The 15584-nt window shown below is 43.8% G+C and carries 21 protein-coding genes; 20 read left to right on the forward strand and 1 reads right to left on the reverse strand.

The features are described from left to right. The first annotated feature begins 29 nt into the window (after nt 1–29). The 20 genes from A7985_RS23950 to rplQ all read left to right on the forward strand — a co-directional run bounded on the left by A7985_RS23950 (nt 30) and on the right by rplQ (nt 14290). The gene (locus A7985_RS23950) at nt 30–1112 is read left to right on the forward strand and encodes a BtrH N-terminal domain-containing protein (protein WP_065792934.1); all 1083 of its coding nucleotides are present in this window, start codon (nt 30–32) and stop codon (nt 1110–1112) included. Then, nucleotides 1109–4558: a glycosyltransferase gene (locus tag A7985_RS23955; RefSeq protein ID WP_065792935.1), complete on the forward strand. Its 3450-nt coding sequence runs from the start codon at nt 1109–1111 to the stop codon at nt 4556–4558. The genes A7985_RS23950 and A7985_RS23955 overlap by 4 nt, the downstream gene beginning before the upstream one ends. Before the next feature lie 74 nt (nt 4559–4632). After that, entirely contained in the window at nt 4633–5541 is a 909-nt protein-coding gene (locus A7985_RS23960) for a polysaccharide deacetylase family protein (protein WP_370671183.1), read from the forward strand. Between the two features lie 271 nt (nt 5542–5812). Further along, complete coding sequence (gene rplN, locus A7985_RS23965) at nt 5813–6181, forward strand: 50S ribosomal protein L14 (protein ID WP_039611414.1); 369 nt, start codon at nt 5813–5815, stop codon at nt 6179–6181. A gap of 10 nt (nt 6182–6191) precedes the next feature. After that, nucleotides 6192–6506 (forward strand): 50S ribosomal protein L24, encoded by a 315-nt coding sequence (gene rplX / locus A7985_RS23970; protein ID WP_023401269.1) that lies wholly within the window; start codon nt 6192–6194, stop codon nt 6504–6506. Nucleotides 6507–6521: 15 nt separating this feature from the next. Continuing rightward, nucleotides 6522–7061: a 50S ribosomal protein L5 gene (rplE, locus tag A7985_RS23975; RefSeq protein WP_063355773.1), complete on the forward strand. Its 540-nt coding sequence runs from the start codon at nt 6522–6524 to the stop codon at nt 7059–7061. A 10-nt stretch (nt 7062–7071) separates the two neighbouring features. Then, nucleotides 7072–7377 (forward strand): 30S ribosomal protein S14, encoded by a 306-nt coding sequence (gene rpsN, locus A7985_RS23980; RefSeq protein WP_063355772.1) that lies wholly within the window; start codon nt 7072–7074, stop codon nt 7375–7377. A 20-nt stretch (nt 7378–7397) separates the two neighbouring features. Beyond that, entirely contained in the window at nt 7398–7790 is a 393-nt protein-coding gene (gene rpsH, locus A7985_RS23985) for a 30S ribosomal protein S8 (protein ID WP_063355771.1), read from the forward strand. A 13-nt stretch (nt 7791–7803) separates the two neighbouring features. Further along, nucleotides 7804–8334: a 50S ribosomal protein L6 gene (gene rplF / locus A7985_RS23990; protein WP_065792936.1), complete on the forward strand. Its 531-nt coding sequence runs from the start codon at nt 7804–7806 to the stop codon at nt 8332–8334. 9 nt (nt 8335–8343) lie between these two features. After that, nucleotides 8344–8694: a 50S ribosomal protein L18 gene (gene rplR, locus A7985_RS23995; RefSeq protein WP_063355770.1), complete on the forward strand. Its 351-nt coding sequence runs from the start codon at nt 8344–8346 to the stop codon at nt 8692–8694. A 9-nt stretch (nt 8695–8703) separates the two neighbouring features. Continuing rightward, complete coding sequence (gene rpsE, locus A7985_RS24000) at nt 8704–9210, forward strand: 30S ribosomal protein S5 (RefSeq protein ID WP_063355769.1); 507 nt, start codon at nt 8704–8706, stop codon at nt 9208–9210. A gap of 6 nt (nt 9211–9216) precedes the next feature. After that, nucleotides 9217–9396, forward strand: a complete 180-nt coding sequence (gene rpmD, locus A7985_RS24005; RefSeq protein WP_010378276.1) for a 50S ribosomal protein L30 — start codon at nt 9217–9219, stop codon at nt 9394–9396. A 4-nt stretch (nt 9397–9400) separates the two neighbouring features. Continuing rightward, nucleotides 9401–9835, forward strand: a complete 435-nt coding sequence (gene rplO / locus A7985_RS24010; protein WP_063355768.1) for a 50S ribosomal protein L15 — start codon at nt 9401–9403, stop codon at nt 9833–9835. An 11-nt stretch (nt 9836–9846) separates the two neighbouring features. Next, a complete protein-coding gene (secY, locus tag A7985_RS24015) occupies nt 9847–11175 on the forward strand; it encodes a preprotein translocase subunit SecY (protein WP_065792937.1) in 1329 nt (442 codons plus the stop codon). A gap of 21 nt (nt 11176–11196) precedes the next feature. Further along, the gene (gene rpmJ, locus A7985_RS26125; protein ID WP_002959476.1) at nt 11197–11310 is read left to right on the forward strand and encodes a 50S ribosomal protein L36; all 114 of its coding nucleotides are present in this window, start codon (nt 11197–11199) and stop codon (nt 11308–11310) included. A gap of 129 nt (nt 11311–11439) precedes the next feature. Then, entirely contained in the window at nt 11440–11796 is a 357-nt protein-coding gene (gene rpsM, locus A7985_RS24020; RefSeq protein ID WP_010386936.1) for a 30S ribosomal protein S13, read from the forward strand. A gap of 13 nt (nt 11797–11809) precedes the next feature. Then, nucleotides 11810–12196: a 30S ribosomal protein S11 gene (rpsK, locus tag A7985_RS24025; protein ID WP_010386935.1), complete on the forward strand. Its 387-nt coding sequence runs from the start codon at nt 11810–11812 to the stop codon at nt 12194–12196. 22 nt (nt 12197–12218) lie between these two features. Beyond that, on the forward strand, nt 12219–12839 hold the full coding sequence (rpsD, locus tag A7985_RS24030; protein WP_039611418.1) for a 30S ribosomal protein S4: 621 nt from the start codon (nt 12219–12221) through the stop codon (nt 12837–12839). A gap of 24 nt (nt 12840–12863) precedes the next feature. Then, entirely contained in the window at nt 12864–13850 is a 987-nt protein-coding gene (locus tag A7985_RS24035) for a DNA-directed RNA polymerase subunit alpha (RefSeq protein ID WP_023401260.1), read from the forward strand. 38 nt (nt 13851–13888) lie between these two features. Beyond that, nucleotides 13889–14290, forward strand: coding sequence for a 50S ribosomal protein L17 (rplQ, locus tag A7985_RS24040; protein WP_010386932.1), 402 nt, complete (start codon nt 13889–13891; stop codon nt 14288–14290). A gap of 91 nt (nt 14291–14381) precedes the next feature. On the opposite strand, the gene A7985_RS24045 is transcribed toward rplQ, so the two are convergent. Next, nucleotides 14382–14975, reverse strand: coding sequence for an outer membrane beta-barrel protein (locus tag A7985_RS24045; RefSeq protein ID WP_065792938.1), 594 nt, complete (start codon nt 14973–14975; stop codon nt 14382–14384). Nucleotides 14976–15584 lie beyond the last annotated feature (609 nt).

The raw sequence follows: 15584 nt of genomic DNA on the forward strand, positions 1-15584 counted from the left end.
TAGAAAAGGCAACAAGGAAATGGTGGAGTATGAAATTAACAAAGGGGCAAGGAGTAACAGATAAAGATGCCATAGGAATGGGCGTCGCAAATACAACACAGGCTTGGCATTCGAGTTTGCCTGATTGTCTCTTTATGGCAATCGAACTTGAAGCGAGAAAAGAGTTTGCAATACCAAACATGGCACGGTTATTTGGAGAGCATTCATATTATTTTGATTGCAAACAAAAAAAGGGCTTGGATGTCTTGTTTGGTCGATATGAAGACAGACAGTATTATGCCCTTAAAGACAATCTGCTTTCGGGTTATGTGGGTGATAAACTTTTGGCATTGTATGGGCTTAAAGTCATTGCCTTACCTTTCTCAAAACAAGAAACATTAGATCAATACTTAGCAGCGCAGCTTGCCAAAAGTCAGCGAGTCATTTGCGAGTTTAGTGCTAAGCATGTGCCTTATCGCATTGAAGACTACCATAAACATTATGGCTACCACATAGTGACTTTCAAATCTTATGATGAGGCGTCCGGGTCATTTATGGTGGATGACGCGCTTAAGCAAGATGTCTATATTAGTGCATCGGATTATCAACTCTCATTCCAAAATGTACTTGCCCATGAAGGGTGTGTGCGTGTTTACCAGTTAGATCAAGTTGGGCCGGCTAGTCCATTGACACTGGATTGGGCAATCAAGCAAGTCGAGCAAAATATTGCAGGGCTGACTTCCGATAAAGCGCACGTCGGGGTATCCGCTGTATCTGAGTGTTTAGCGTATATTTCATGTTTACAAACTATGGAGCGACCTTATGTAGTGCCGGGACTGTGGGTATTTTCTTTGCAGCGTGCCAGTACGTTTGATTGGTTGATGGCATTACAACACGATTTTCCTGACCCCACACTTAAGCACATATGTTCACCTATGACAGAAGTTTTGCCACATCTGGCCAAGAGTTGGAAAGAAGTGGAGGTGTTGATGCGTCTATCATGTCGTTCGAAATCAGTAACGGGTGATCAAATCTACCAGCGTATTGTGCAACTGTGTGAAGCGGAACAGGCGCTTATTCCTATCTGGTTTGAACTCAAGGAGTGGTTGCATAGCCAAAGGTGCGTATCATGATACAATCTCAAGCGCAGTACGAAGTGTTACCGTTAGTGAGCTGTGTTATGCCAACCTGCAGACGTGCTCACTACTTGTTGCAGAGCATCGATTATTTTAACAGACAAAGTTATGGCAACAAGGAATTGGTCATTGTCTATGAACAGAATAGCGATTTGCCCGACAAACTTCCCGCACAAGATAATATCCAATTAATTCAAGCGCCAGAGAATGCCTCAATTGGATATAAGAGAAGCCTTGGAACAAAGCATGCGACAGGTCTTTTTATCGCCCAATGGGACGATGATGATTGGTATTCAAGTGAACGCTTAGCCATTCAATTAGAGCCGATTATTGAAGGCAAGGCTGATATTACAGGTCTAAAAAATCATTTGTTTTTTGATGTTTGGCGCGCTCAATTTTGGCAAGCGGATGAATGCTTATTTGATGCCATGTTTCGACGCGGTATTGCAGGGGGCACTTTGGTATTCAAACGCGAGTACTGGTGCGAAGGGAGACTAGACTACCAAGACAGCTCACTTCGCGAAGATGCTGACTTTATGGAGTGTATGATCAGTGCTGGCGCCAACCTTTTTGCAGTGGATGGGTACGCGCATTTTGTTTATCTACGACATCTCAATAATACTTGGAGCTTCGTCAGTGGTAAGCTCATTCAGGCCAGTGCATGGCAAAAAGTCTCGACTCCCGATTGGATAAAGGAAGATCTTTGTTTTTATAACCAAGTAAAACAAGCGCATTTTTCGCAATATACGGGATCGCTCCCCCTTAATGTTGAAGAGTCCAGCGTTGTTGAATTGAGCTGTGTGTTGCATATTACAGAGTGTTCTCAATTTAAGCGTGCGCTTGTACTGCTTGAAAAGCAAACCGTGAAACCCCAAGAGATCATCGTATATCACCCCGATACACTGCCCATTGAAAACCTTTTTATCAGTGTAAATATTATTCACTTCTTACCCTACGAGGAAGGCACTCAATTATCGACATGGTTTGAAGAAAGGCTTGCAGGGCTAATAAATTGCGACTACGTCATGAACTGGCCCAATTCGCAGGCTTGGGTGTCAAAGCGCTGGCTTGAAATTCAATATACGTATTTGAGACAACATAATTTAGATGCAACAGGGCTGTCACAACCGTTTTTCTTTTTTCCTAGCCAACAAGAGTTTTGGCAATACATAGCATCAGACAATCAAATTAACGCGTGGCTACATAGCGAGTCGCTTTGTTGTACAAAGGAATTTTATTTGGAAAAGCATCGAGGCTTTAATCGGGCGTTGGGGTTCAATATACAACCACATCAACATTTGGAGCATTTTTTGGCATTCGCAGAAGACACTGCACCCATTCCTAACAATGAACACGACCCTAAATGGTTTCCATATCAGAGAGAGGCCATCAAGGAGCTTTATGATGAACTGGACATTACCCAGTTAATCAAATGCGCACCAATGGCTGCAATGTTATTTGTGTCCATATGCTTGTCACTTTTGCCAACTTGGCATGTGGCTGCGAGCCAAAGCGCCGACAGTATAGAGCAACGGAGTTTTAATGCAGAGTTTTTCAGTCAGTACAACCCTCAGACGGTTTTGGATATGGTTTACAGACTGCCAGGCTTCGCGTTTGAAAACACTGATTCGGCGAGGGGATTTGGCGGCAATGTGGGTAATGTACTCGTCAATGGTGCAAGACCTGTGGTCAAATCAGAGTCCCTAGACAACGTATTATCTAGAATTAGTGCAGATCAAGTTCTCAAAATCAATGTGTATCGTGGTAGCAAAATCCCGCTAGTGACCTCTGGAAAAGTCATGGTTGCAGATGTGATCTTAATCCAGTCTAAAACCAGTGGTACGGTAGAGGGGCAGTTAACACAGTTTTATGATGGTAGTGTGTTGCCAAAACTCGCTTTGCAATTGAGCACGCAATGGCAAGGCTGGGATACTTCTGTGGGACTTGAGGCCAGTGGCTCGCCTGGCTACCGCACCGCGCAAATCAGGCAGCTCAACCGGGAAGGTAAAGTCACTGACCAAGCATTCGAAGTGCTAGATGAAGAGACGGAAAATCTGAAGTTTACTGGTCAACTTAAGCAATCAAAGGGCCAAAACGAGATTGTACTGACTGGTAAAGTGGGCAGAGAAAATTATCTTGGCGATACGACACGTTATGATGCTTCATCGCAGTTCGGTCATATGGGCGAAACTATCCGAGAACTTAATGTGGACAATGCGACTAAAAATGCAGAGCTGGGCGTAGATTGGACACTGAACTTGGCTTCGTATCGATGGCAAAATATGGGCATTTTTGTTGTTGATGACAAGCAATATGCCAATGATGATATAACTTTCGATCAGCTTTCACTGGCTGAGAATGTGGCGCTATGGCGTCAGCAAGAACTGAAAACTGAACTTATACTGCGAAGTACTTTAGAGGCTCAAAAGAAGGAAAGTATAGCACCTCGATTAGGTATTGAAGTGGCAGAGAACAGAATGCAATCCGAAGTTGACTTGATTGCGCAGGGCGGTAAAGAAGTTACGAATGTTGCCGAACTGAGAGCTGAGGTTTTTGCAGATATCAGCTATACACACTCACACAGCCTCTCAAGTGAATTTGGTCTTACTTATGAAACATCAAAAATTGATGTGGATGCTGCGGAAGATGAAAGCCAGTCACTGTCGTATTGGAAACCTCGCTGGCAAACAAGTTGGACACCTAAAAAGGGCACTAGTCTAAATTGGCTTGCGGAACATCGTGTCAGTCAACTCAACTTCTCTGATTTTGCGCGCAGTGTAGATGCGGGCGATGGCCGAAACCAAGCGGGTAATACTGGGCTTAAACCGGAGCAAACAACAGAGTTAGCGACACAATACCAGTGGTATTTTTCCGAACGTGGTAACGTAAAAGTGAAGCTGTTCCACCAATGGCAAAAAGATGTGCTAGAACATATTGCGTTCACGCAGTCTTCGGGTGGACTGGCCAATGTCGGTGATGCAAGGTTTTGGGGAAGTCATCTTGAAGTCGCTTTTGAGCTTTCACCTATTTTAGATAATGCATTATTTGAAATATCTTATGAACACAAGAATTCTGACTTTGACAATCCCAGTGGTCGCACAGAGCGATTGAGCAACTATATTCCTGATTGGATATGGATGAACTTTCGCCATGATATCCCGCGTTATAAAAGTTCATGGGGGTTAGAGTATTGGGGAGATTATACGGAGCCTTTCTTTTATGCCCATGAAACATTGCTTGTTCAAGGCAACAAGAGATTAAAAGGTTTTATTGAATCTTCTTTACTAGATGGCGTGAAGTTAAGGTTTGAAGTCACTCACATGAATACAGGTCGGTTTATACGAACCAGAACATTTTACTCTGATGAGTTGGCTATTGGCGAAGAAGTGGCCGACAGAACACACAAGGCTGAATATCGTTTGTCGTTATGGTATCGCTTCTAACCTAATAAAATAGCAATTATTACAGTAGGTTGTAATGTATCAAGAGAAAATAAGATTTCCTTCATAGATTGATCATGGCGAAATACTTGATTGCTGAGCAAACTGTTTTACCAAGTTTATTTCACGCCAAGCAATATGGAGCAGATATGTGCAAAATAAAACGAATGAGTCGCCGGGCGATTGCAATATTAATGACTTTATCTTTTGCTAGCCTTGCTACAGATGATGTTGAGCCGTTGACCACTGGTAAGTTTAGTTATCCCAATAATGCGCGCAATGCCATTTCACTGAGTTTTGATGATGCTCGAAACAGTCAAGTTGATGTCGCGATTCCGATTCTCAATAAGCACAATGTAAAAGGTACCTTTTATGTTAACCCGCAATTTGCGATGGAGCGCCTAGAAGGGTGGAAGAAGGCGGTAAAACACGGGCACGAACTTGGCAATCATACGAGCTCTCACCTTTGCACAGGCAATTTTGAATGGCTACGAAGTAAAGGCCAAGGGTTAGAGCAGGTTGATCTCGCATGGTTGCGAAAGGATATTGAATCAACAACCGCGTTTTTGCAAAAACAATTCAATATCACGCCTCTGTCGTTTGCGTACCCTTGTGGCAACACATTTGTTGGGCGTGGCAAGCAGGTAAAAAGCTATGTTCCGCTTATTGCCGAAATGTTTAAAACGGGGCGCACTTGGCTAGATGAAACGGGGAATAATCCGACATACACTGACTTTTCGCAGTTAGCAGGCAATCGGATGGACGGCATGACTTTCGAAGAAATAAGGGACATGTTGGAGTTGCTCAGAGAAGACAATAAGTGGATTATTTTGGCGGGCCATGATGTAGGTAAAAAGGGGATGTATACGGTAGATAAAGATGCCTTAGAGGCATTAATCGTGTATTTGAAAGACCCGAAAAATGGATTTTGGCTTGCGACAGTGAACGAAGTGGCCTCGCATATTGAGGAATACAGAACAAAGTGAGTTGGTGGTTTTTTGAACTGTGTCATGAGGTTGGCATTTGTTGTTAACCCTTGAATTGTTTTTTGCCGCCCCCATATGAAGTAGGGTGAATAAGCGGGACACCATAGGTAGATAAAATTAATTAAAAATTGAACTATCTTTGGCTGGATTTTGCTGTTACAATTCCCCGCCCTTGAAAGACGAAAGCCTCGTTTTTTGAGTGGAAATTAATCTAAATGCTTAGGTTTTATACAAAATCTAGGTAAATTTTAACTACACCGGAGCATATACAATGATCCAAATGCAAACTCAGCTGGACGTTGCTGATAACAGCGGCGCTCGCAAAGTGCAGTGTATTAAAGTCCTTGGTGGTTCGCACCGTCGCTACGCGCGTGTTGGTGACATCATTAAAGTTTCTGTTAAAGAAGCAATTCCTCGCGGTAAAGTGAAGAAAGGTGATGTTAAAAACGCAGTAGTTGTGCGTACTAAGAAAGGCGTTCGTCGTCCTGACGGCTCTTTAATCCGTTTCGATAGCAATGCGGCTGTTATCTTAAATGATAGCCATCAGCCAATTGGTACTCGTATCTTCGGCCCTGTGACTCGTGAACTACGTAACGAAAAGTTCATGAAGATCGTTTCACTAGCACCAGAAGTACTATAAGGAGTCGATCATGGCAGCAAAAATCCGTCGTGATGACGAAGTAATCGTACTAGCCGGTAAAGACAAAGGTAAGCGCGGTAAGGTGCTTTCAGTTGTAACTGAAACTGGTCGTGTATTTGTTGAAGGCGTCAACATCATCAAGAAACACCAGAAGCCTGTACCACAACTACAGCAAGCTGGCGGTATTGTTGAGAAAGAAGCGTCAGTAGACGTATCAAATGTAGCGATTTTCAATGCCGAAACTGGCAAAGCAGATCGTGTTGGTTTTAGATTTGAAGACGGTAAAAAAGTCCGTTTCTTCAAGTCTACTGGCAAAACTATTTAATAGTTGGAGTAGACGATGGCGAAACTGCATGAAGTGTACAAAGACAAAGTAGTAAAAGAACTTTTTGAAAAGTTCGGTTACAGCTCTGTCATGCAAGTCCCTCAGATCGAAAAGATCACACTTAACATGGGTGTGGGCGAAGCCCTAAATGACAAGAAGATTCTAGAAAATGCTGTTGCAGATCTAGAAGCTATCTCTGGTCAAAAACCTCTAGTGACTAAAGCACGCAAATCAGTTGCTGGCTTTAAGATCCGTGAAGGTTACCCAATTGGCTGTAAAGTAACCCTACGCGGCGAGCGTATGTGGGATTTCCTTGAGCGTTTAGTCTCAATCGCGATGCCACGTATTCGTGACTTCCGCGGTGTTAGCGCAAAGTCTTTTGACGGTCGCGGTAACTACTCTATGGGCGTACGTGAGCAAATCATCTTCCCAGAAATTGATTATGATAAAGTAGACCGTGTTCGCGGTATGGATATCACAATCACTACTTCTGCGAAAACAGATGATGAAGGCCGTGCGTTGTTAGAAGCGTTCAACTTCCCATTCAAAAAGTAAGGGTAGGGTTATGGCAAAGAATTCAATGAAAGCGCGTGACGTAAAACGTGCTAAGTTAGTTGCACAGTACGCAGAAAAGCGTGCTGCACTTAAAGCTATCATCAGCGATGTTAATACATCTGATGACGAGCGTTGGGACGCGGTATTAAAGCTTCAGTCTTTACCGCGTGATTCTAGCCCTTCACGTCAACGTAATCGTTGTAACATTACGGGCCGCCCACATGGTTACCTTCGCAAGTTCGGCTTAAGCCGTATCAAAGTTCGCGAAGCAGCTATGCGCGGTGAAATTCCTGGCCTTAAAAAGGCTTCTTGGTAATAGAATCACGGGAGTAAGACATGAGCTTGCAAGATCCAATCGCGGATTTGTTTACACGCATCCGTAACGGTCAGTCTGCGAAGAAGGTATCAGTAACGATGCCAACTTCAAAGCTGAAAGTAGCTGTTGCTGACGTACTGAAAAACGAAGGTTTCATCACTGGTTATTCAGTATCAGGTGACGTAAAAGCAGAATTGACTATCGAACTTAAGTACTTCGAAGGCAAAGCTGTTATCGAAAGCATCCAGCGTGTTAGCCGCCCTGGTCTACGTATCTATAAGAAACGTGACGAATTACCGAAGGTAATGGGTGGTCTAGGTATCGCTATCGTATCAACTTCTAAAGGCCTGATGACAGACCGCGCTGCGCGTACCGCTGGTGTTGGTGGTGAAATCATTGGCTTTGTAGCTTAATCGGAGGGGAACTATGTCTCGTATTGCGAAGGCTCCTATTGCTGTTCCTGCCGGTGTTGAAGTTGCAATTAACGGCCAGGAAATCAAAGTTAAAGGTAAAAATGGTGAATTAACTCGCGTTCTTAACGACGCAGTTGAAGTTGTTCTTAACGACAACGTTATCACTACTAATCCTCGTGAAGTAGCAAATGCTTGGGCTCAAGCTGGTACTGCACGCGCTCTGATCAACAACATGATCACCGGCGTTAACGAAGGTTTTGAAAAGAAACTACAACTAGTAGGTGTTGGTTACCGTGCTGCAGTTAAGGGTAAAGTTTTAGACTTAACTCTTGGCTTCTCACACCCAGTGAACTTCGAGATCCCAGCGGGTATCACTATCGAAGCTCCAAGCCAAACTGAAATCGTTGTTAAAGGCGCAGACAAGCAGCTTGTTGGTCAAACTGCTGCTAACATCCGCTCATACCGTGAACCAGAGCCTTATAAAGGTAAAGGTGTACGTTACGCTGATGAGCACGTGCGTCGTAAAGAGGCTAAGAAGAAGTAAGGTAAGACGATGGATAAGAAAACAGCTCGTCTACGTCGTGCTAAGCGCACTCGTAGAAATATTATCGAACAAGGCACAACGCGTCTTGTTATCCACCGCACGCCACGTCACATCTACGCTCAAATCGTAAACGTTGAGGGTAATGTACTGGCTGCTGCTTCTACTGTTGAAAAAGCAATTGCTGAAACAGTTAAAGGCACTGGCAACATCGAAGCTGCTCAAGCAGTTGGTAAAGCAGTTGCTGAACGCGCGGCAGACAAAGGCATTGAAAAACTTGCTTTTGACCGCAGTGGCTTTAAATATCACGGCCGTGTGAAGGCGCTTGCTGATGCAGCGCGTGAAGCCGGTTTGCAATTCTAGGAGTAGACAATGGCTAACGTAGAAGCAAAGCAACAACAGCCTGATTTGGCTGAAAAGCTAATCGCGGTAAACCGTGTGTCTAAAGTAGTTAAAGGTGGTCGTATCTTTAGCTTCACTGCACTAACTGTAGTTGGTGATGGCGCAGGTAAAGTAGGTTTTGGTTACGGTAAAGCACGTGAAGTTCCAGCTGCTATTCAAAAAGCAATGGAAAAAGCACGTCGTAACATGGTAAATGTTGATCTTAACGGTCACACGCTACAGCACCCAATCAAGGGTCGCCACGCGGGTTCTAAAGTGTACATGCAGCCTGCATCAGAAGGTACAGGTATCATCGCCGGTGGTGCGATGCGTGCAGTACTAGAAGTTGCTGGTGTACAGAACGTACTTTCAAAAGCATACGGTTCTACTAACCCGATCAACATCGTTCGCGCAACAATTTCTGCTCTAGAGAACATGAATTCTCCAGAGGGAATCGCTGCGAAACGTGGTCTTAGCGTAGATGAAATCTTGGGGTAAGAAACCATGGCAAACACAGTTAAAGTAACACAAGTACGTAGCTCAATCGGTCGTTTACCGAAGCATAAAGCTACATTACGTGGCCTTGGTTTACGTCGTATCAACCATACTGTTGAGCTAGAAGATACGCCAGCAGTACGTGGTATGATCAACCAAGTTTCTTACATGGTTAAGGTTGAGGGCTAATTCGATGCAATTGAATACACTTTCTCCTGCTGCAGGTTCAAAAACTGCTGGTAAGCGCGTTGGTCGTGGTATCGGTTCTGGTCTTGGTAAGACTGGTGGCCGTGGTCACAAAGGTCAAAAGTCGCGTTCTGGCGGTAAAGTACGTGTTGGTTTTGAAGGCGGTCAAATGCCTATGCAACGCCGTCTACCCAAGTTTGGCTTCACTTCACGCAAATCACTAGTATCTGCTGAAGTTAACCTTTTCGAAATCGCGAAGGTTGAAGGCGACGTGGTAGAGCTAAGCACACTACAAGCAGCTGGTATCGTTAAGAAGAACGTTCAGTTCGTTAAAGTTGTTAAATCTGGCGAAGTTTCACGCGCAGTTACTGTTAAAGGCATTAAAGTGTCTAAAGGTGCTCGCGAAGCTATCGAAGCTGCCGGAGGCAAGGTAGAAGACTAAGGAAGTACACTATGGCTAAACCAGGTCAAGATATGCAAAGCGCACAAAGTGGGCTTGCGGAGTTGAAGCGCCGTTTACTATTTGTATTGGGTGCCATCATTATTTACCGTTTAGGTTCATTCGTGCCTATCCCTGGGATTGACGCCGCTGTACTTGCCGAGTTCTTCGAGCAACAAAAGGGCACCATCTTTGCCATGTTTAACATGTTCAGTGGTGGTGCGCTTGAGCGTGCATCTGTACTTGCGCTAGGTATTATGCCTTACATTTCAGCTTCAATTATTATGCAGCTATTGACGCACATACATCCTGCGATGATAGAGCTTAAGAAAGAAGGTGAACAAGGGCGTAAGAAAATTAGCCAGTACACGCGTTACGGTACGCTCGTGCTTGCTACTATTCAGTCAGTAGGTATTGCGACTAATCTTCCTAATATGATGGATGGATTGGTTGTTAACCCTGGTTTCGGTTTCTATTTCACAGCTGTTGTGAGCTTAGTGACTGGTACCATGTTCCTAATGTGGCTGGGCGAACAAATTACAGAACGTGGTATCGGTAACGGTATCTCAGTGCTGATATTTGTTGGTATTGTAGCTAACCTGCCGTCTGCAATCGGTTCGACAGCAGAAATGGCGCGCCAAGGCGATTTGAATGTCTTTATCTTAGCACTTATTGCGTTAATCGTTGTTGCGGTAACTTATTTGGTAGTTTTCTTTGAGCGTGGTCAACGTCGTATCGTTGTTAACTATGCTAAACGTCAGCAGGGCCGTCAGGTTTTTGCGGCGCAAAGTACACACTTACCATTAAAAGTTAACATGGCAGGGGTTATTCCACCAATATTTGCTAGTAGCATCATTCTGTTCCCTGGTACAATTGCAAGCTGGTTCGGCCAAGGTGAAGGTCCATTTGCTGACGTTCTACAAGCAGTGTCAGCGGTGTTGACCCCGGGTCAACCTCTATATGCAATGGTATTAGCAGCCGCGATTATTTTCTTCTGCTTTTTCTATACAGCGTTGGTATTTAACCCACGTGAAACAGCAGACAACTTGAAAAAATCAGGCGCATTTATTCCAGGCATTCGCCCAGGTGAGCAGACGTCTAAATACATTGATAAAGTGATGACACGCCTGACATTGGCAGGTGCAATGTACATTACCTTTATCTGTCTGGTGCCCGAGTTTATGACCATGGCATGGCAAACGCCATTCTACTTCGGCGGTACATCAATTTTGATTATCGTTGTTGTTATCATGGACTTTATGGCACAAGTACAGACTCATTTGATGTCTCATCAATATGATTCTGTGCTGAAAAAAGCAAACCTTAAAGGCTACGGCCGATAGGGTCTGTTACGGAGTTGAGTTATGAAAGTACGTGCTTCCGTTAAGAAAATTTGCCGTAACTGTAAAGTTATCAAGCGTGCTGGTGTAGTACGTGTGATCTGCAGTGAGCCTAAGCACAAGCAAAGGCAAGGCTAAGAAATCTAGTCGTGCAGGCTAAGTTAATCACTTAGCCTGTTTCATTGGTAAAACTTGAATGTCGGTTGGGTATCCTGTACGGGCTTTCCAACAAGATGATAATCAGGTTTATTTATAGGAGATATGTTAGTGGCCCGTATCGCAGGCATTAACGTTCCTGACCATAAGCATGCTGTTATTGGTTTAACAAGCATCTATGGTGTAGGTAAAACTCGCGCTAAGGCGATCTTAGCTGCGACAGGTATCGCTGAAACTACTAAAATCGGCGATTTAAATGACGAAACTCTTGACATCCTTCGTGAAGAAGTTGGCAAGTACACTGTTGAAGGTGATCTTCGTCGTGAAGTAACACTAAACATCAAGCGTCTTATGGACCTTGGTTGTTTCCGTGGCTTACGTCACCGTCGTTCGTTGCCACTACGTGGTCAACGTACTAAGACTAACGCGCGTACTCGTAAGGGTCCTCGCAAGCCTATCAAGAAATAAGGTGGGGTAAGTTATGGCAAAAGCACCAATTCGTCGTAAAAAGGTCAAAAAGCAAGTTGTTGACGGTATGGCTCACGTTCATGCTTCTTTCAACAACACTATTGTGACCATCACTGACCGTCAAGGTAATGCTCTTTCTTGGGCGACTGCGGGTGGTTCAGGTTTCCGTGGTTCTCGTAAGTCTACTCCGTTCGCTGCACAGGTTGCTGCTGAGCGCGCAGGTACTGCTGCACAAGAGTACGGTCTTAAGAACCTAGAAGTATTCATTAAAGGTCCAGGTCCAGGCCGTGAGTCTGCTGTACGTGCATTGAATGCTGCTGGTTTCCGTATCACTAACATCACTGACGTGACGCCAATCCCACATAATGGTTGTCGTCCACCGAAGAAACGTCGCGTATAATTAATAGGTTAGGAGAAAGAACATGGCAAGATATTTGGGCCCTAAGCTCAAGCTGAGTCGTCGTGAAGGTACTGACCTGTTCCTTAAAAGCGGCGTAAGAGCAATTGACTCTAAGTGTAAACTAGAAACAGCACCTGGTCAGCACGGCGCACGTAAAGGTCGTCTATCTGATTACGGTTTACAGTTACGTGAAAAGCAAAAAGTACGTCGTATCTACGGTGTATTAGAAAAGCAATTCCGCAACTACTACAAAGAAGCTGCTCGCCTTAAAGGTAACACAGGTGAAAACTTGTTACAGCTTCTAGAGCAACGTCTAGACAATGTTGTATATCGCATGGGTTTTGCAAGCACACGTGCTGAAGCACGTCAGCTAGTAAGCCACAAAGCGATTATGGTTAATGGTCGTGTTGTTAACATTCCTTCTTTCGTTATTACTCCAGAAGATGTAGTAGTAATCCGTGAGAAGTCTAAGAAGCAAGCGCGTATCATCGCTGCTCTAGAGTTGGCTGAGCAACGCGAAAAGCCAACTTGGATTGAAGTTGACGGTAAGAAAATGGAAGGTACTTTCAAGCGCCTACCTGAGCGTTCTGATCTGTCTGCGGACATTAATGAACAACTAATCGTCGAACTTTACTCGAAGTAAAGTTAAGAGTTAAGAGAGGATAAAATGCAGGGTTCTGTAACCGAATTCCTAAAACCAAGATTAGTCGATATCGACGCTATCAACTCAACCCGTTCTAAAGTAGTTTTAGAGCCTCTAGAGCGTGGCTTTGGTCACACTTTAGGTAATGCTTTACGTCGTATTCTTCTTTCGTCTATGCCGGGTTGTGCAGTGACAGAAGTAGAGATCGACGGTGTATTACACGAGTACAGCGCGAAAGAAGGCGTACAAGAAGACATCATTGAAATTCTGTTAAACCTTAAAGGTCTAGCAGTTACTTTAGAAGGTAAAGATGAAGTTTTCCTTACCCTGACTAAGTCTGGTGTAGGCCCTGTGACTGCGGCTGACATCCAGCACGACGGCGATGTAACAATTGCTAATCCTGAGCACGTTATTTGTCACTTAACTGCTGACAATAGCGATATCAGTATGCGTATCCGTGTTGAGCGCGGTCGTGGTTATGTTCCGGCGTCAAGTCGTTTATCCTCTGATGACGATGAGCGTCCAATTGGCCGTCTGTTGCTAGATGCATCATTCAGTCCAGTTGAGCGTATTGCGTACTCGGTTGAATCAGCCCGTGTTGAGCAGCGTACTGACTTAGATAAACTAATTATCGATATGGAAACTAATGGCACACTAGATCCTGAAGAAGCGATCCGTCGTGCATCTACAATCCTAGCTGAACAGCTAGAAGCATTTGTAGACTTGCGTGATGTTTCTGAGCCAGAAGAAAAAGAAGAGAAACCGGAGTTTGATCCGATTCTACTTCGTCCTGTTGATGATTTAGAGCTAACAGTACGTTCTGCAAACTGTCTGAAAGCCGAGCAAATTCAATATATCGGTGATCTGGTACAGCGTACTGAGGTTGAGCTTCTTAAGACGCCAAACCTTGGTAAGAAATCTCTAACAGAGATTAAAGACGTGCTAGCTTCTCGTGGTCTGTCTCTGGGCATGCGCCTAGAAAACTGGCCGCCAGCAAGCTTAGCAGAATAATCAGATTACTATATTAGTTTAGTTAGAAGGATAGGGTCATGCGCCATCGTAAGAGTGGTCGTCAATTAAACCGTAACAGCAGCCATCGCAAAGCGATGTTCAGCAACATGGCTGGTTCTTTGGTGAAGCACGAAATCATCAAAACAACTTTGCCTAAAGCGAAAGAGTTGCGCCGTGTAATTGAGCCTTTAATCACACTGGCTAAGACTGACAGTGTAGCAAACCGCCGTTTAGCGTTTGCTCGCACGCGTGATAAAGAAGTAGTTGGTAAATTGTTCTCTGAGATCGGTCCTCGTTTCGCGGATCGTCCAGGTGGTTACACTCGTATTCTTAAGTGTGGCTTCCGTGCAGGTGACAATGCGCCAATGGCTTATATTGAACTACTTGATCGCCCAGTTGCGACTGAAGAAGTTCAAGAAGACGCGCAGTCTGCAGAGTAAGTCTTTTTAAGACACGAAAAAGCCGAGCATTAGCTCGGCTTTTTTGTTTCTATGCCCCACTTATTAGTAGGGCAAATGGCAACAGGTTTAACTAGAATTTCCAGTGGAATAATAATCCAGTGTTATTGCCATCAACTGTTACATCGTACGAGGAGTAGTTTGAACTGCCAATACGGTCTACCGAATATTCAACACGAGTATGTCTAAACTCTAAGTCGGCCGAGATAGTTTCAAAATGATAACGGATGCTGCTAATAAAAGCGCTTTCGTTACTGAATTCAACATCAGCACCAAAGTCGTTGCTTAATTCCACACCAGTGTGAACGCCTAAACCTAAGCCTACTGAAAAAGAGTCGTTAATTTTGTAGTAAGGTACTGCATTGAACGCAAGTCGTTCGAAAGACAAATCCCCATTACTTGCAGTAGCTGTATCACTTTGATAATTCGCGCTCACATCTAGTGACCATTTAGAATTAAACTCATATAAAAAGCCTGCTCCTAAAATGACGCCTTGACCCGCTTTAATGCTTTCCGAGTCATTGTCTTCATATATCAGTTCTCCAACTGTATCACCACCAAACACATAACCAGCCGTAAGAGAAAAGGTGACGTTGCTTTGTTCGCTGTCCGTTGCAAAAGCGTTCATGCTCGTTAATAAGGTAAGTGCTAAGATTGATTTCTTCATTGAATCAATGTTCCTATAATATAAAAATCGGTGAATTTTAGACTTAATTGCTGGAAAATTAAAATAGGTGAGTTAAAGAAAAGCACATATATGGATCAACTTTGTAAATGGCAGCATCATATTGTTTGTATAATGCACAGTCTTATAGTTTTTATCATTTTTTTTAAAAAAACGCTTGCGCCAATCTCAAATCTCCCTATAATGCGCACCCACTGACACGGCGGGATGCAACGAAAAGCGCAAAGCAAAGTGAAGGTTAAAGTTAAACGGAAAGCTTAATTAAGAAAAATTAAATTTTCTAGTTGACTTTAAAAGTGAAGCGGTTAATATGGCGCTCCACTTCGCAGCAACGCTGCGGTAACTAACCAAGGGTTAGTTACATTGTTCTTTAAAAATATGAAGCAATCATCTGTGTGGGCACTCGTACAGATTGAGTTCTAACAGCTCTTGATTCAGGAGCAAAAGAATTAGAGTCTCAATTTCTTATGAGTGACTATATAGTCAATTTATACAGAATTCATTGAGCACGAAACTTCGGTTTCAAAAACTTTTAATTGAAGAGTTTGATCATGGCTCAGATTGAACGCTGGCGGCAGGCCTAACACATGC

This window comes from Pseudoalteromonas luteoviolacea, assembly GCF_001696455.1.
Lineage (GTDB): Bacteria > Pseudomonadota > Gammaproteobacteria > Enterobacterales > Alteromonadaceae > Pseudoalteromonas > Pseudoalteromonas luteoviolacea_C.